Annotated in this window: 14 protein-coding genes; 12 read left to right on the top strand and 2 right to left on the bottom strand. The window is 71.2% G+C overall.

Annotated features, from left to right (window positions below):
- Positions 1-4: 4 nt before the first annotated feature.
- The gene (locus tag IEX89_RS01210; RefSeq protein ID WP_188908639.1) at positions 5-1,060 is read left to right on the top strand and encodes an AbrB family transcriptional regulator; all 1,056 of its coding nucleotides are present in this window, start codon (positions 5-7) and stop codon (positions 1,058-1,060) included.
- Between the two features lie 100 nt (positions 1,061-1,160).
- Complete coding sequence (locus IEX89_RS01205; protein ID WP_188908637.1) at positions 1,161-2,900, top strand: cation:proton antiporter; 1,740 nt, start codon at positions 1,161-1,163, stop codon at positions 2,898-2,900.
- Here IEX89_RS01205 and IEX89_RS01200 read toward each other — a convergent pair.
- Positions 2,810-4,552, bottom strand: a complete 1,743-nt coding sequence (locus IEX89_RS01200) for a SulP family inorganic anion transporter (protein WP_188908635.1) — start codon at positions 4,550-4,552, stop codon at positions 2,810-2,812. The genes IEX89_RS01205 and IEX89_RS01200 overlap by 91 nt on opposite strands.
- Positions 4,553-4,691: 139 nt before the next feature.
- On the opposite strand from IEX89_RS01200, the gene IEX89_RS01195 reads away from it, so the two are divergent.
- The 10 genes from IEX89_RS01195 (at position 4,692) to IEX89_RS01150 (ending at position 15,420) form a co-directional block, all read left to right on the top strand.
- Positions 4,692-5,663, top strand: a complete 972-nt coding sequence (locus IEX89_RS01195) for a quinone oxidoreductase family protein (RefSeq protein WP_188908633.1) — start codon at positions 4,692-4,694, stop codon at positions 5,661-5,663.
- Positions 5,664-5,677: 14 nt separating this feature from the next.
- Entirely contained in the window at positions 5,678-7,252 is a 1,575-nt protein-coding gene (locus IEX89_RS01190) for an ABC transporter ATP-binding protein (protein ID WP_373290542.1), read from the top strand.
- Entirely contained in the window at positions 7,252-8,331 is a 1,080-nt protein-coding gene (locus tag IEX89_RS01185) for an ABC transporter permease (RefSeq protein ID WP_188908631.1), read from the top strand. The genes IEX89_RS01190 and IEX89_RS01185 overlap by 1 nt, the downstream gene beginning before the upstream one ends.
- Positions 8,328-9,245 carry an ABC transporter permease gene (locus tag IEX89_RS01180; protein ID WP_188908629.1) on the top strand — a complete coding sequence of 306 codons (918 nt, stop codon included), beginning with the start codon at positions 8,328-8,330 and terminating at the stop codon, positions 9,243-9,245. Before IEX89_RS01185 ends, IEX89_RS01180 begins: the two co-directional genes overlap by 4 nt.
- Positions 9,246-9,269: 24 nt before the next feature.
- Positions 9,270-9,986 (top strand): 3-keto-5-aminohexanoate cleavage protein, encoded by a 717-nt coding sequence (locus IEX89_RS01175; protein WP_188908627.1) that lies wholly within the window; start codon positions 9,270-9,272, stop codon positions 9,984-9,986.
- Positions 9,987-10,068: 82 nt separating this feature from the next.
- Positions 10,069-11,142, top strand: coding sequence for a BMP family ABC transporter substrate-binding protein (locus IEX89_RS01170; protein WP_188908619.1), 1,074 nt, complete (start codon positions 10,069-10,071; stop codon positions 11,140-11,142).
- An 88-nt stretch (positions 11,143-11,230) separates the two neighbouring features.
- A complete protein-coding gene (gene pncA / locus IEX89_RS01165) occupies positions 11,231-11,881 on the top strand; it encodes a bifunctional nicotinamidase/pyrazinamidase (protein ID WP_188908617.1) in 651 nt (216 codons plus the stop codon).
- 138 nt (positions 11,882-12,019) lie between these two features.
- Positions 12,020-13,513: a glycerol kinase GlpK gene (glpK, locus tag IEX89_RS01160; RefSeq protein WP_244645046.1), complete on the top strand. Its 1,494-nt coding sequence runs from the start codon at positions 12,020-12,022 to the stop codon at positions 13,511-13,513.
- A 101-nt stretch (positions 13,514-13,614) separates the two neighbouring features.
- Positions 13,615-14,743, top strand: a protein-coding gene (prfB, locus tag IEX89_RS01155) for a peptide chain release factor 2 (protein ID WP_188908613.1) whose coding sequence is annotated in 2 segments (ribosomal slippage) — positions 13,615-13,683 and positions 13,685-14,743 — 1,128 coding nt in all. Because the reading frame shifts where the segments join, the coding sequence is not laid out codon by codon here.
- Between the two features lie 95 nt (positions 14,744-14,838).
- Entirely contained in the window at positions 14,839-15,420 is a 582-nt protein-coding gene (locus tag IEX89_RS01150) for an LOG family protein (protein ID WP_188908611.1), read from the top strand.
- 13 nt (positions 15,421-15,433) lie between these two features.
- Here the strand turns inward: IEX89_RS01150 and IEX89_RS01145 are convergent, their stop codons facing one another.
- Positions 15,434-15,994 (bottom strand): DUF924 family protein, encoded by a 561-nt coding sequence (locus tag IEX89_RS01145; RefSeq protein WP_188908608.1) that lies wholly within the window; start codon positions 15,992-15,994, stop codon positions 15,434-15,436.
- Between the last annotated feature and the right edge of the window lie 68 nt (positions 15,995-16,062).

Below are 16,062 nucleotides of genomic sequence, written 5' to 3'. Positions count from 1 at the left end.
GAAGATGGCGCCCTCCCGCTTCCCCTATGCGCGCTTCCTCGCGGCCCTCGTGCTCGGCACGCTCGGCGGCTGGCTCTTCTACAGCGCCGGCACGCCGCTGCCCTGGATGCTGGGGCCGATGACGGTGTGCACCGTCGCCGCCCTCCTGAGCGCGCCCATCGCCGCGCCGTCCGTCGTGCGCCCGCCCATGAGCGCCGTCATCGGCGTGCTGCTGGGTGCCGCCTTCACGCCCGACGTCCTGGGGCGGCTCGGCGAATGGCTCGTCGCCGTCGTCGGGCTCGCCGCCTTCGTGGCGGTGTCGGGGCTCGTCGTCGTGGTCTATTTCCGCAAGGTGGCGAAGTTCGACCCCGTCACGGCGTACTTCTCCGGCATGCCGGGCGGGCTCGTCGAGATGGTGATCGTCGGCGAGGCGAAGGGCGGCGACGGGCGCACCATCGCGCTCATCCATTCCGCGCGCATCCTCCTCGTCGTCATGACGCTGCCCTTCGTCATCCAATGGGTCGAGGGCGTCTCGCTCGGCGCACGACCGGCGGCGGGCCCGTCCATGTTCGACGCGCCGCTCTCGGCGGAGGCGTGGATCCTCGTGTGCGGCCTCGCCGGCGCCTTCCTCGGCCACGTCCTGCGGCTTCCCGCGAAGGTGCTGCTCGGCCCCATGCTGGTCAGCGCCGGCGTCCACGTCACGGGCGTGAGCGACTTCCACCCGCCGGTGGAGATCGTCTCGGCGGCGCAGGTCGTCCTGGGCGTCACCATCGGCGCGCGCTTCCTCGGCACCCCGCCGCGCGAGATCCTGCGCATCCTCGCGCTCTCCGTGGGCTCCACGGTGATCCTGCTCGCGCTCACCGTCGCCTTCGCGAGCGTGGTGGGCCGGATCATGGGGATCGGCACCGTGCCGCTCATCCTCGCCTATTCGCCGGGCGGCCTCGCCGAGATGAGCCTCGTCGCCATCGCGGTGCAGACGGAGGTCGCCTTCGTCGCGGCCCATCACATCATCCGCATCGTGCTGGTGATGGCGGGCGCCGCGCCGGTCTTCGCGCTCCTGAACCGCAAGCCGCGCCCGTGAGGGCGAGCCCTCACGGGGAACCTCCGAGGTTTCGAGCGCGCACGGCTCGCGCTAGCGTTCGCGCATCCCATCGACCCGACGCGAGGTCCGACAGCCCCCGATGCCGGACGCCGAAATCTTCCACGAAGTCGCCGCGCTGCTCGCGCTCGCCGCCGCGGCGGGCATCGTCGGGCTCGTCCTGAAGCAGCCGCTCATCGTCGCCTTCATCGCCACCGGCATCCTCGCCGGGCCGGACGTGCTGGGCGTCATCCAGACGAGCGCGCACGTCGATCTCCTCGCGGAGATCGGCATCGCGGTGCTGCTCTTCCTCGTCGGGCTCAAGCTCGACCTCGCCGTCGTGCGCTCCCTCGGCGCCGTGGCGCTGGCGACGGGCCTCGGCCAGGTCGCCTTCACCGCGGGCGTCGGCTACCTGATCTGCCTCGCGCTCGGCCTCGACGCGCTGACGAGCCTGTACGTAGCCGTGGCGCTGACCTTCTCGTCCACGATCATCATCGTGAAGCTGCTCTCGGACAAGAGGGAGGTGGACGCCCTGCATGGGCGCATCGCCATCGGCTTCCTCATCGTGCAGGACATCGTCGTCGTCGTCGCGATGATCGTGCTCTCGACCTTCGGCGTCGGCGCGGGCGCCAAGGGCGGTCTCGGCCTGGGGCTCGTCGGCACCTTCGCGGCGGGCTTCGCGCTCGTCGGCGCCGTCCTCGTCTTCGTGCGCTACGGGGCCGAGCGGCTGGTGCGCGCCATCTCGCGCACGCCGGAGCTGATGGTCACCTTCGCCCTCGCCTGGGCGGTGATGTTCGCCGCCTTGTGCGATCTCATCGGGCTGGGCAAGGAGCTCGGCGGCCTTCTCGCCGGCGTCTCCCTCGCCTCGACCTCGTTCCGGGAGGCGATCGCGTCACGGCTGTCGAGCCTGCGCGACTTCCTGCTCCTGTTCTTCTTCGTCGGCCTCGGTGCGGGGCTGGGGATCGACACGCTGGGCGACCAGGTGCTGCCGGCGCTGGTGCTCGCCGCCTTCGTGCTCGTCGGCAACCCGCTCATCGTCATGATCATCATGGCCGCGCTCGGCTACCGCAAGCGCACGGGCTTCCTCGCCGGCCTCACGGTGGCGCAGATCTCGGAATTCTCGCTCATCTTCATGGCCATGGGCGTGACGCTCGGCCATGCGCCGGGCGAAGCGATCGGCCTCGTCACCCTCGTGGGGCTGCTCACGATCACGCTCTCCACCTACATGATCCTCTACTCGCACCGCCTCTACGCCTGGTGCGAGCCCTTCGTCGGCTGGGCGGAGCGGCGCGACCCGTTCCGCGAGCGCGAGCAGGCGCTGCCGGCGAGCGCGCGCTACGAGGTGCTGATCTTCGGCGTGGGCCGTTACGGCCGCGAGATCGCCAAGGTGCTCGCCGCCCACGACGTCGCCATGCTCGGCGTCGACTTCGACCCGGAAGCGCTCGAGCGCTGGCGCAAGCGCGGTCACGACGGCCTGTTCGGGGATGCGCTCGACGCCGAGTTCCCCGCGAGCCTGCCGCTGACGGGCGCGCGCTGGGCCGTCATCGCGACCCCGCCGCCCGCGGGGCCGAGCGTGGTCCACGGCGACAGCCGGCTCGTCGTCATGCACGCTCTGCGGGAGGCGGGATTCGAGGGGCGGATCGCCGTGCGCAGCCACGACACCAACGACGCGCGCGCGCTCATGCACGCGGGCGCGGACCTCGTGCTCCAGCCCTTCGCGGAGGCGGCGGAGCGCGCCGCCGAGATGATCGGCTACGCGCCCCTGCGCGAGCCGCCCTCGTCGGCGTCTTCCTCGCCGCCGGCATCCGTCCTCGGCTCCCCCGCGAGCGCCCGCTCGGCATAGGCGCGCGCGGCCGCGACGTCGGCGGCGTAGCGCACGATCGGCGGCTTGAGGCCGGCGCGGGCGAGGAAGCGACGCAGGTCCGGCCGCGCGCCCGCGACGACGACGCTCGCCCCCGACATCCGCACCCGCGCGACGAAGCTCGCGAGCCCCTGGATCGCGGAGGAATCGGCCAACGGAACGGCGGAGAGGTCGAGGACGACGAAGGGCGGGAAGCGCCCGATCCGCTCGAGGGTCGCAGCCACCGTGGAAGAGGCGGCGAAGAAGAGCGGGCCCGTGAAGCGGTAGACCATCACGTCGCGCCCGCTCGCGGTTTCGCTCTCGTCGGGGCTCGCTCCGCCAGCGGGCTCGGCGCCCTCGACGCCGACCATCGTCGCCATGCGGTGCATGAAGACGAAGGCGCCGAGCACGACGCCGACGAGGATGCCCTCCGTCAGGTCCCGGAAGACGACGACGAGGAAGGTCACGAGCAGCACCACCGCCTCCGAGCGCGAGCGGCGGATGATGGCGGCGAATTCGTGCTTCTCCGCCATGTTCCAGGCGACGAGGGCGAGGACGCCCGCGAGCGCTGCCAGCGGCACGTAGGAGGCGAGCGGGGCGGCGATCAGCATGAAGCCGAGCAGGAAGGCCGCGTGCAGGATGCCGGCGATCGGGCCAGCCGCGCCGGAGCGCACGTTCGTCGCCGTGCGCGCGATCGTGCCCGTGACGCACAGGCCGCCGAACAGCGCCGAGCCGATATTCGCGAACCCCTGCGCCACGAGCTCCACGTTCGAGCGGTGGCGCCGGCCGCTCATGCCGTCGGCGACCACCGCCGAGAGCAGCGATTCGATGCCGCCGAGGAGCGCGATGGCGAAGGCGTCGGGGAGGACCGTGATCACCCGTTCCCAGGTGACGGTCGGCAGCGCCGGCGCGGGAAGGCCGTTCGGGATGCCGCCGAAGCGGGTGCCGATCGTCTCGAGCGGCAACGAAAGCACTGCCGTGGCGGCGGCCGCGAGCGCCACCGCGATCAGCATGCCCGGTGCCGTCGGCTTCAGGCGCTTCATGCCGACGATGACGGCGATGGTCGCCGCAGCCACCGCGAAGGAGAGCGGGCTCGCCGTCCCCGCCGCCGCGCCGAGCGCCGCGAGCTTGTCGAGCACCGGCCCGGGCTCCGGCCCGGCGAGCGTGATGCCGAAGAGATCCTTCAGCTGGCTCACGAAAATGATCGCGGCGATGCCGGCGGTGAAGCCGACGATGACGGGGTGGGGGATGTAGCGGATGTAGGTGCCGAGCCTCAGCGCGCCGAGCGCGATCAGGATCAGCCCCGCGATCATGGTCGCGAGCAGGAAGCCGTCGAAGCCGTGGCGGGCGATGATGGCTGCGACGAGCACGATGAAGGCGCCCGCCGGCCCGCCGATCTGGTAGCGCGAGCCGCCGAGCGCCGAGACGATGGCGCCGCCCACGATCGCGGCGTAGAGCCCGCTCTCCGGGCTCGCGCCGGACGCGATGGCGATGGCCATGGAGAGCGGCAGCGCGACGATGGCGACGGTGAGCCCGGCGATGGCGTCGCGGGCGAGGGCGGGCCCGCCATAGCCCTCGCGCAGGACGGTCACGAGCTTGGGCGTGAAGGCCTCCGGCCAGCGGCCTCTCCCGTGCTCCTTCAGGTTCCCGTGCATCGCCGACGCCCCCTCGCGCACCGCATCATGGCACGACGCGTGCCTTCGTGCGCGGTGCATCGTGGGGAAGGCGGGGTTCGGCATTGCCGCGCGGGCGGGGCGCTTTCTATGATGGCCGCCGATCGAGGAGTAACGAGCGATGACCAAGGCGATTCGAATCCATGCCGTCGGCGGGCCCGAGGTGATGTCCTACGAGGACGTGGAGGTCGGCGCGCCCGGGCCGGGCCAGGCGCGGGTGCGCCACACGGCGATCGGCGTCAACTTCATCGACGTCTATTTCCGCACCGGCGCGTATCCCGCTCCGCTGCCGTTCACGCCCGGCAACGAAGGCGCGGGCGTGGTCGAGGCGGTGGGCGAGGGCGTGAGCGACGTCGCGCCGGGCGACCGGGTCGCCTACGCGGCGGGGCTCGGCGCCTATGCCGAGGTGCGCCTGATCGACGCCGACCGCCTGGTCAAGATCCCCGAGGGCGTGTCCGACGAGCAGGCGGCGGGCATGATGCTCAAGGGCATGACCGCGCAGTACCTGCTGCGGCGCACCTACCGCGTGAAGGCGGGCGACACCGTCCTCGTCCACGCCGCCGCGGGCGGCGTCGGGCTCATCCTGGTGCAATGGGCGAAGCATCTCGGGGCCACCGTCATCGGCACGGTGGGCTCGCCGGAGAAGGGCGAGCTCGCCCGCTCCAAGGGCTGCGACCACGTCATCGAGTACGGCAAGGAGGATTTCGCGGCGCGGGTCGGCGAGATCACCAACGGCGCCAAGTGCCAGGTCGTCTATGACGGCGTGGGGAAGGCGACGTTCCCGGGTTCTCTCGATTGCCTCGCCCCGCTCGGCATGTTCGCGAGCTACGGCTCGGCGTCGGGCAAGGTCGAGGCCTTCGACATCGGCCTCCTCGCGCAGAAGGGCTCGCTCTTCGCCACGCGCCCGACATTGTTCACCTACGTCGCAAAGCGCGACGATCTCGTTGCGACGGCAAACGACCTGTTCGAGGTGGTGCGCAGCGGTGCCGTCGAGATCCCAATCAACGCCCGCGCGAAACTCGCCGACATTGGGGACGTGCATCGCGCGCTGGAAGGTCGTAAGACTACAGGCGTGACCGTTCTCACCCCTTGATTGCAGCGACCGCCTTGGCCGACCTCCCTCCCGCATCCGTCCCGCCCGCCGACGAGGCGTCCGCGCTGGTTTCCCTGCGCGGCGTCTCCAAGCGCTACGGGGACCTCCTCGCCAACGATTCGATCGACCTGACGCTCGCGCCGGGCGAGATCCACGCGTTGCTCGGCGAGAACGGCGCGGGCAAGTCGACGCTGGTCAAGATCCTCTACGGCGTCATCGAGCCCACCGCGGGCGAGATCCTGTGGGAGGGGCGCCCGGTGACGATCGCCTCGCCGGTGGCGGCGCGGGCGCTCGGCATCGGCATGGTGTTCCAGCACTTCTCGCTCTTCGAGGAGATGACGGTCGCCGAGAACGTCGCCGTCGCGCTGCCCGAGCGGTCGTTCGAGACCGTACGCGAGGAGCTGGCGGAGGTCTCCCGCGGCTACGGCCTCGCGCTGGAGCCGGACCGGTCGGTCTGGACCTTGTCCGCGGGCGAGCGCCAGCGCATCGAGATCGTGCGCTGCCTCCTGCAGAAGCCCCGCCTCATCGTGCTCGACGAGCCGACCTCGGTCCTCACGCCCCAGGAGAGCGAGCGGCTGTTCGAAACGCTGACGCGGCTCTCGGCGGAGGGGACCGCGATCCTCTACATCTCGCACAAGCTCGAGGAGGTGCGCCGGCTGTGCCGCTCGGCCACCATCCTGCGGGGCGGCAAGGTCGTGGCGACCCTCGACCCCCGGGCGAAGAGCGCCCGCGAGATCGCTGCGATGATGGTGGGCAGCGAGGTGGGCGCGGTGCGCGCGCACCTCTCCAAGGGCCTGAGCGACGAGGTCTTGCGGGTCGAGAGCCTGTCGCTGCCCCCCGAGGCGCTCCACGGCAAGCACCTGCGGGACGTCGCGCTCTCGGTTCGCGCCGGCGAGGTCGTCGGCATCGCAGGCGTCGCCGGCAACGGCCAGAGCGAGCTGTTCGCCGCGCTGTCGGGCGAGCGGCTTTCGCCGAACGCGGGCGACGTCGTCATCGCGGGCACCGGCGCCGGACGCCTCGGCATCGATGCGCGCCGGCGGATCGGCGCGGCCTTCGTGCCGGAGGAACGCCTCGGCCATGCCGCCGCGCCGGGCCACGGCCTGTCGGACAACACGGTCCTCTCCCACCACGCGACGAGCGGGCTCGTGCGCGCGGGCTTCGTCGCCTTCTCGGAAGCCGCCAAGATCGCGCGCTCCGTCGTGGGTCATTTCGACGTGCGCACGCCCTCGGACGATCCCGCCGCGCGCAAGCTGTCGGGCGGAAACCTGCAGAAATTCGTCGTCGGCCGCGAGATCCTGCGCGGCCCGAAGCTCCTCGTGGTCGATCAGCCCACGTGGGGCGTGGACGCCGGTGCCGCCCGGCTCATCCGCCAGGCGCTCGTCGATCTCGCCGCAAAGGGCGCCGCCGTCCTCGTGATCAGCCAGGACCTCGACGAGCTCTTCGAGATCGCCGACCGGATGGCGGTGATCTCGGAGGGCGCGCTCTCGCCGCTGCGCCCCGCCGCCGAGTGGACGCGCGAGGCGATCGGGCTCGAGATGATCGGCGCGCACGCGGAAGCGGACGCCGTGCTGGCGCGGGAGCCCGCCTGATGCGCCTCGAATTGCTCCCACGCCCCGATCCGTCGCCGGTCGCACGCGCGCTCGCGCCGCTCGCCGCCCTCGTCGTCGCCTTCCTCGTGGCCGGCCTCGTGGTGGCGCTGATGGGCCGCTCGCCGGTCTCGGCCTTCGAGGTCTACGTCCTCCAGCCGCTGACCGACCCCTGGTCGCTGCGGGCGATGCTGGTCAAGGCGACGCCGCTGATCCTCATCGCCATCGGGCTGTCCTACTGCTTCCGCGCGGGCCTGTGGAATATCGGCGCCGAGGGCCAGTTCATCATGGGCGGCGTCGCCGGCGCGGCGCTCGCGCTCGCGACCCACGGCTCGGATCCCGGGCCCTGGCTCCTGCCCGCCATGATGATCGCCGGGATCCTCGGCGGCGCGGCCTGGGGCGCCATCCCCGCCTTCCTGAAGGTGCGCTTCGGGGTCAGCGAGATCCTCACCTCGCTCTTCCTCGTCTATATCGCCGAGCTCTTCCTCGACTGGCTCGCCCGCGGGCCGTGGCGCGACCCGGCGGGCTTCAACTTCCCGCAATCCGTCGTCTTCGAGAGCGCCGCGCGCCTGCCCGAGATCCCGGGGCTCGACCGCGTCCATGTCGGCGTGATCCTGGCGGTGATCGCCGTCCTCGTCACCGCGATCGTGCTCGGGCGCACGCTCTTCGGCTACCGGCTGAAGCTCACGGGCGACGCTCCGCGCGCCGCGCGCTTCGCGGGCTTCGACGCCAAGCGCACGACCTTTATCGTCTTCCTGATCTCGGGGGGCCTCGCCGGGCTTGCCGGGATCGCCGAGGTGTCGGGCCAGATCGGGCGCGTCATACCGGACATCTCCCCGGGCTACGGCTTCACGGCGATCACGGTGGCCTTCCTCGGCCGGCTCAACCCGTTCGGCATCCTCGCCGCGGGGCTCGTGCTGGCGCTCACCTTCATCGGCGGCGAGAACGCGCAGATCCTGCTGCGCCTGCCCTTCGACCTGACGGTCGCCTTCCAGGGCCTCGTCCTGCTCTTCGTGCTCGGGGCGGACGCGCTCGTGAGCTATCGCGTGCGGCTCGTGCGCCGGGTGGGGGCGAAAGCATGACGACCTTCGAGGCGATCCTCTTCACCATCGTCACGGCCTCGACGCCGCTCCTCATCGCGGCCATCGGCGAGCTCGTGGCCGAGCGTGCGGGCGTGCTCAACCTGGGCGTCGAGGGCATGATGGCGATGGGCGCCGTCTGCGCCTTCGCTGCCGCCTTCACCTTCGATTCGACGCTCATCGGCATCGTGATGGGCATGGTCGCGGGCGGGCTGATGGCGGCTCTGTTCGCGCTGGCCGTGCTCGGCCTGGCCGCGAACCAGGTGGGCGCCGGCCTCGCGCTGACGATCTTCGGGCTCGGCCTGTCAGGCCTCATCGGCGCGCCCTTCGTCGGTCAGACGCGCCCGCGCATCGAGGAATGGCCGATCCCGATCCTCTCGGACATCCCCCTCGTCGGGCACGCGCTGTTCTCGCAGGATCCGTTCGTCTACGTCGCCTTCGGGCTCGTCGTCGGCACGGCCTATTTCCTCGCGCGCACCCGCGCGGGCCTGCGCCTGCGCTCCATCGGCGAGAACCACGCCTCCGCCCATGCGCTCGGCCTGCCGGTCCTGAAGATGCGCGTGATGGCGGTGATCTTCGGCGGCATCTGCGCCGGGCTCGCGGGGGCCTACCTCTCCCTCGTCTACACCCGCTTCTGGGCGCCCAACATGACCGCCGGACGCGGCTGGATCGCGGTGGCGCTCGTCGTCTTCGCCGCCTGGCGGCCGACCTGGGCGCTCGTCGGGGCGCTCGTCTTCGGCGCGGCGACCGTGCTCCAGCTCCACGCCCAGGCGGCGCAGGTGGGCCTGCCCTCGCAGCTCCTCGCCGCCGCCCCCTATATCGCGACGATCCTCGCGCTGGTGCTCCTCTCGATCCGGCGCGGCCGCGCGGTCGGCGCGCCGGGCTCGCTGGGGACGCCGTTCGTGCCGGACAGGTAGAGCACAGACGACGGGAGACGACCGATGCTCCTCCAAGCCGCCCTCAACGGCGCCCGCGCCCGCGCGGCGCATCCCGCGATCCCGCTGACGCCCGACGAGCTCGCCGCGGACGCCGCCGCGGCTGTGGCCGCCGGCGCCGGGGCGCTGCACGTGCATCCGCGGGACGCGTCTGGGGCGGAGAGCCTCGACGCGGAGACGATCGCCGCCGCCCTCGAGGCGATCCGCGCCGCCTGCCCGGGCGTGCCCGTCGGCGTCTCGACGGGGCAGTGGATCGCCCCCGGCGGCGCTGCGCGGCGCGCGGCGATGCGCGGATGGCGGGTGCTGCCGGACTATGTCTCCATCAACCTCGTCGAGGCGGATGCGCCCGAAATCGCGGCAATCGCCCTCGAGATGGGCATCGGCATCGAGGCAGGCCTCTGGTCGCGCGGGGACGTCGCGCGATTCCTGCACGAGCCGTGGGCGGACCGTGTGCTGCGCGTGCTCGTCGAGATCAACGAGCAAGGCGAGGACGCGGCGCTCGGCGCCTTCGAGGGCGTGATGGCGGAGCTCGACGAGGGCGGCCATGCCGGGCCGGTGCTCTCGCACGGGCTCGACACCGGTTTCTGGCCCGTTCTCGCGGCGGCCCGGCGCGCTGGGCACGATCTTCGCATCGGTCTGGAGGACGTGCTCGTCCTCCCGGACGGGACGCCCGCGTCGGGCAATGCCGCTCTCGTCGCCGCGGCGGTGGAGATCGCGCGGTAGGGTCGGCCGGCGCGCAACCGCGTCGTTGCGTGGGCGCGGGATGAATGCCAAAGTTCGAGTACCCCCAGAACAAGAGGTCGTCATGAAGACAGGGACTTCGCTGATCGCCGCTCTCGCGGCGCTCGCTTTCGGCGCGACGGGTGCGCTCGCGCAGCAGGACACGGCCAGGGTCGGCTTCATCTACGTGGGCCCGGTGGGCGACCACGGCTGGTCCTACCAGCACGACCAGGGCCGCCAGGCCGTCGAGGCCGCCTTCGGCGACCGGGTCGAGACGACCTTCGTCGAGAGCGTGCCCGAGTCGGACGCCGAGCGCGCCATCGAGCAGCTCGCCCGCACGGGCCACGACATCATCTTCACGACGTCCTTCGGCTTCATGGAGCCGACGCTCGCCGTCGCCGAGCGCTATCCGGACGTGAAGTTCGAGCACGCCACCGGCTACAAGCGCGCTGACAACGTCGCGACCTACGCGGCGAAGTTCCACGAGGGCCGCTACATCATCGGCCAGATCGCCGCCGAGATGTCGGAGACGGGCGTCATCGGCTATGTCGGCGCCTTCCCGATCCCGGAGGTCATCGCCGGCATCAACGCCTTCATGCTCGGCGCGCAGTCGATCAACCCGGACATCGAGCTTCGCGTCGTGTGGGTGAATTCCTGGTACGATCCCGCGCGCGAGGCCGATGCCGCCACCGCGCTGCTCGACCAGGGCGTCGACGTCATCACCCAGCACACCGACAGCCCGGCGCCGCTCCAGGCCGCCGCCGATCGCGGCGCGCTCGGCTTCGGCCAGGCCTCCGACATGGAGCGCTTCGCCCCCGAGGCGCAGCTCACCGCCATCGTCGACAACTGGAACGACTATTACGTCGAGCGCGTCGGCATGGTGCTCGACGGCACCTGGGAATCGACGGACGTGTGGGGCGGCATCGACACCGACATGGTGCACATGTCCGACTACAAGAACATGCCCGACGAGGTGAAGACCCAGGCAGAGGCCACCGAGGCGGCCATCGCCTCCGGCGAGCTGCATCCGTTCACCTGCCCGGTCTTCGCGCAGGACGGCTCCGAGGTGCCGTGCGAGGGCGACGGCGTCCTCTCGGACGCGCAGATCCTCGGCATGAACTTCTACGTCCAGGGCATCGACGCCCAGCTGCCGAACTGACGCGTCCTTCGCGTTCCGGCATCGGCGCGCGCGGCGCATCCCGCCGCGCGCGCCCTCTCGCACAACGACAAGAGTGAGGGAGCGCCCGATGGACCTGACGCTCGGCGGGGAGGACGTGCTCCTCGCGATCGACGTGCAATACGACTTCCTGCCCGGCGGCGCTCTCGCGGTGCCCGACGGCGACGCGGTCGTCGCCCCGATCAACGCGCTCGCCCGGCGCTTCGCATCGCACCACGGCCACCTCGTCCTGACCCAGGACTGGCACCCGCCCCACCATTCCTCCTTCGCCTCGAGCCACACGGGCAAGGCTCCGTTCGAGACGATCGAGATGCCCTACGGCCCGCAGGTGCTGTGGCCGGACCATTGCGTGCAGGGCACCCGCGGCGCGGAGATCACGCGCGGGCTCGAATGCGCCGTCGGCGCGGAGATGGTCGTGCGCAAGGGGTTCAACAAGGACGTCGATTCCTATTCCGCCTTCCGCGAGGCCGACCGGCATACCCATACGGGGCTCGCCGGCTATCTGCGCGAGCGGGGGCTGCGGCGCGTCTTCTGCGCGGGCCTCGCCACCGATTTCTGCGTCGCCTGGACCGCCCTCGACGCCCAGGCGGAGGGCTTCGACACCTACGTCGTCCTCGACGCCTGCCGCGCCATCGACACGAACGGCTCGCTGGCGAAGGCATTGGCCGATCTCGAGCGCGCGGGCGTGCGCATCTGCGAGACCGGGGATCTCCTCGGCTGAAGGCATTCGGATCGCCGGAACACAGGGGGCTAGCCTCGTCCGGCCTGGGGGCGTATGTTCGCGGCGAACGGCAGCGAACAAATACGAACCCGCACGCATGCATGGGCGGGTCGCAGGAAACGAACCCGGAGGACGCCCGTGGCCCGCTACACCCTCGCCATCGACCAAGGCACGACCTCGACCCGCGCCATCCTGTTCGACGACCACATGCACGTCGCCGGCATCGCGCAGCAGGAATTCGCCCAGCACTACCCGGCCTCGGGCTGGGTGGAGCACGAGCCCGACGACCTGTGGGAGACGAGCGTCGCCACCGTGCGCCGGGCGATGAAGGAGAAGGGCGTCGGGCCGGGCGACATCGCCGCCATCGGCATCACCAACCAGCGCGAGACCGCGCTCGTCTGGGACCGCCGCACCGGCGAGCCGATCCACCGCGCCATCGTCTGGCAGGACCGGCGCACCGCCGCCTTCTGCTCCAAGCTGAAGGGGGAGGGGCACGAGGCGGCGATCACCGCCAAGACCGGCCTTCTGCTCGACCCGTATTTCTCCGCCTCCAAGATCGGCTGGATGCTCGACCAGGTGAAGGGCGCGCGCGCCCGCGCCGAGCGCGGCGAGCTCGCCTTCGGGACGGTGGACACCTACCTGCTCTGGCGCCTCACCGGCGGCCTGCACGTCACCGACGCCACCAATGCCGCGCGCACGCTGCTCTACGACATCCACGCCAATCGCTGGGACGAGGACCTGTGCGCCCTCTTCGGCGTGCCGCCGCGGATGCTCCCGGAAGTGCGCGATTCCGCCGGCGATTTCGGCGAGACCCAGGCGGAGCTGTTCGGCGCGCCGATCAAGATCCGCGGCGTCGCCGGCGACCAGCAGGGCGCGACGATCGGGCAGGCCTGCTTCACGCCGGGCATGGTGAAGTCGACCTACGGCACCGGCTGCTTCGCCGTGCTCAACACCGGCGAGACGCCCATCGCCTCGAAGTCGAAGCTGCTCACGACGATCGCCTATCGCCTGAACGGCAAGACGACCTACGCGCTGGAAGGCTCGATCTTCGTCGCCGGCGCCGCCGTGCAATGGCTGCGCGACGGGATCGGCATCATCGAGGAGGCCTCGCAGAGCGGCACGATGGCGGAGGGGGCGGACCCGACGCAGGACGTCTATCTCGTGCCCGCCTTCGTCGGGCTCGGCGCCCCGCACTGGAACCCGGACGTGCGCGGCGCGCTCTTCGGGCTCACCCGCAACACCGGCCCGCGCGAGCTCGCCCGCGCCGCGCTGGAGAGCGTCTGCTACCAGACGGCGGACCTGCTCGAAGCCATGCAGGCGGACTGGGCGGCGCACGCCCCCAAGGACGGCGAGACGGTGCTGCGCGTCGACGGCGGCATGGTCGCCTCCGACTGGACCATGCAGCGCTTGGCCGATCTCCTCGCCGCGCCGGTGGACCGGCCCGAGGTGAAGGAGACCACCGCGCTCGGCTCGGCCTATCTCGCCGGGATGGACGTCGGCTTCTATCCGCCGCCCGAGCAGTTCGCCGATCGCTGGCGGCTGGAGCGGCGCTTCGAGCCCTCGATGTCGGCGGGCGAGCGCGAGCGCAAGCTCGCCGGCTGGAAGGACGCGGTGCGCAAGCTCCTCGCCTGAGGAGCGGGTTTACACCCCCCGCCCGATCCCTGTATCACCGTGCGGCGCGGCCTTTGGGCCGCGCATCCGTTTCACCCCACCACCGAACGAGCTTCGAGCCCATGCGCGCCGAGATCGAATCGCTGGTCGAGACCGCCAAGCAGTCCATAGGGCTGCTGAGGAGGCATCTTTGACTGGGATACCGCAGAACGCCGCCTCGCGGAGCTGAACGCGCTCTCCGAGAACCCCGACCTCTGGAACGACCCCGACGCCGCGCAGAAGGTGATGCGCGAGCGAACCTCGCTCGAGGACAGCATCGCCGCCATCCGCCGTCTCGAGCAGGAGCTCGACGACGCGATCACGCTCATCGAGCTCGGCGACGCCGAGGGCGACGACGCGACGATCCAGGAGGGCGAGGCGGTCATCCGCAACATCGAGGCGGAGGCGCAGCGCCGCCAGGTCGAGACGCTGCTCTCCGGCGAGGCGGACTCGAACGACACCTATCTCGAGGTCCATTCCGGCGCCGGCGGCACCGAGAGCCAGGATTGGGCGCAGATGCTCCAGCGCATGTACGCGCGATGGGCGGATCGCCATGGCTTCAAGGTCGAGGTGCTCGAGATCTCCGAGGGCGAGGAGGCCGGGATCAAGGGCGCCACGCTCGCGATCAAGGGCCACAACGCCTACGGCTGGCTCAAGACCGAATCGGGCGTGCATCGCCTGGTGCGCATCTCGCCCTACGATTCTGCGGCCCGCCGCCACACGTCCTTCGCCTCGGTCTGGGTCTACCCGGTCGTCGACGACAAGATCGACATCCAGGTGAACGAGAGCGAGTGCCGCATCGACACGTACCGCGCCTCCGGCGCCGGCGGCCAGCACATCAACACGACGGATTCCGCCGTGCGCATCACCCACCTCCCCACGGGGATCGTGGTGGCCTGCCAGCAGGAGCGCTCGCAGCACAAGAACCGGGCCAAGGCCTGGGACATGCTGCGCGCGCGCCTCTACGAGGCGGAGCTGAAGAAGCGCGAGGAGAAGGCCAACGCCGAAAGCGCGTCCAAGAGCGACATCGGCTGGGGCCACCAGATCCGCTCCTACGTGCTGCAGCCCTACCAGATGGTGAAGGACCTGCGCACCGGCGTGCAGTCGACGAGCCCCGGCGACGTGCTCGACGGCGAGCTCGACCCGTTCATGGAAGCGGCGCTGGCGCAGCGCGTCTACGGCACGACGGCGGACGTCGAGGACGTCGACTGAGCCCGTGACGAGCGGCGGCGGGTGCTCGACAGGGCGCCCGCCACCGGCTACGGAGCATCGCATCCGTCAGCGACCACCACCGGGAACCGACCGTCATGCCTCGCATCTGCGTCTTCTGCGGCTCCAATCCGGGACGCGATCCCGCCTACCGCGAGGCGGCGGTCAAGCTCGGCGAGACTCTCGCCGACCGCGGCATCGGCCTCGTCTACGGCGGGGCGTCGGTGGGGCTGATGGCCGTCATCGCCGACACCGTCATCGCCAAGGGCGGGGAGGTGGTGGGGGTCATCCCGCAGATGCTCGTCGACAAGGAGATCGCGCATCCGGGGCTCACCGAGCTCCACGTCGTCGACAGCATGCATACCCGCAAGGCCAAGATGGCGGACCTTTCCGACGGCTTCGTCGCGCTGCCGGGCGGCGTCGGCACGCTGGAGGAGCTCTTCGAGATCTGGACCTGGGCGCAGCTCGGCACGCACGTGAAGCCCGTGGGCGTCCTCGACGTGCTGGGCTTCTGGAGCAAGCTCGAGGCCTTCCTCGACCACGTGGTCGCCGAGGGCTTCATGCGCGAGGGCCATCGCGGCATGCTGCTCTCGGCGTACGAGCCGGGCGCGCTGCTCGACGCCTTCGACGCGTGGGTTCCGCCCGTCGTGCCCAAATGGATCGAGCGCGACCAGACCTGAGCCCGCGCCTTCGTCAGCCTCGGAAATCGCTTTCGGCGAGAAACGCCGCCTCCTCGGGCGTCGTCTCGCGGCCGAGGATCGCGTTGCGATGCGGGAAGCGGCCGAAGCGGGCGATGATGTCCCTGTGGTGGCGCGCCCATTTCACGCCGTCCTCGTCCCCCGCCGCCTCGTTGAGGGCGATCGCGCGGTCCTGTGCGGCGAGGTCCTCGGCGTGCTGGAAGGGCAGGTAGTAGAAGCGACACATCGGCGGATCGAAGGCGCTGTCGTGGCCGCGCTCGATCGCCCGCTCGGCGAGCAGCACCGCCTGCGGATCGGAGCGGTAGACGTCCTTGGTGCCGCGGAACATGTTGCGCGGGAACTGATCGAGCAGGATGAGCAGCGCGAGCGAGCCCTCGGGCTCGAGCTCCCACTCGTCGAGACGCCCGGCGGCCGCGGCCTCGTAGGTCGAGAGGAAGCGCTCGCGGATCTCGGCGTCGAGCGCCTCGTCCTTGGAGAACCACTTCTGCGGCCCCGCATCGCGCCAGAAGGCGACGATCTCGCCAGCGCTCGGCCCTCCACCCGCGTCCCGATCCATGCCGCATCCTCCGATCTCGTGATTGCGCTCGCGCGCGTCCCTCGATAACACGCGAGCGGCGACGCGTC

Source organism: Salinarimonas ramus (assembly GCF_014645695.1).
Lineage (GTDB): Bacteria > Pseudomonadota > Alphaproteobacteria > Rhizobiales > Beijerinckiaceae > Salinarimonas > Salinarimonas ramus.
This window is presented reverse-complemented; position numbering and strand designations above follow the sequence as displayed.

Excerpts from the sequence above, each read along its gene's own strand:
- IEX89_RS01170 (WP_188908619.1), top strand. The coding sequence starts at position 10,069 with ATGAAGACAGGGACTTCGCTGATCGCCGCTCTCGCGGCGCTCGCTTTC.
- IEX89_RS01150 (WP_188908611.1), top strand. The coding sequence starts at position 14,839 with ATGCCTCGCATCTGCGTCTTCTGCGGCTCCAATCCGGGACGCGATCCC.
- IEX89_RS01210 (WP_188908639.1), top strand. The coding sequence starts at position 5 with ATGGCGCCCTCCCGCTTCCCCTATGCGCGCTTCCTCGCGGCCCTCGTG.
- pncA (WP_188908617.1), top strand. The coding sequence starts at position 11,231 with ATGGACCTGACGCTCGGCGGGGAGGACGTGCTCCTCGCGATCGACGTG.
- IEX89_RS01145 (WP_188908608.1), bottom strand. The coding sequence starts at position 15,994 with ATGGATCGGGACGCGGGTGGAGGGCCGAGCGCTGGCGAGATCGTCGCC.
- IEX89_RS01185 (WP_188908631.1), top strand. The coding sequence starts at position 7,252 with ATGCGCCTCGAATTGCTCCCACGCCCCGATCCGTCGCCGGTCGCACGC.
- IEX89_RS01195 (WP_188908633.1), top strand. The coding sequence starts at position 4,692 with ATGACCAAGGCGATTCGAATCCATGCCGTCGGCGGGCCCGAGGTGATG.
- IEX89_RS01175 (WP_188908627.1), top strand. The coding sequence starts at position 9,270 with ATGCTCCTCCAAGCCGCCCTCAACGGCGCCCGCGCCCGCGCGGCGCAT.
- IEX89_RS01180 (WP_188908629.1), top strand. The coding sequence starts at position 8,328 with ATGACGACCTTCGAGGCGATCCTCTTCACCATCGTCACGGCCTCGACG.
- IEX89_RS01205 (WP_188908637.1), top strand. The coding sequence starts at position 1,161 with ATGCCGGACGCCGAAATCTTCCACGAAGTCGCCGCGCTGCTCGCGCTC.
- IEX89_RS01200 (WP_188908635.1), bottom strand. The coding sequence starts at position 4,552 with ATGCACGGGAACCTGAAGGAGCACGGGAGAGGCCGCTGGCCGGAGGCC.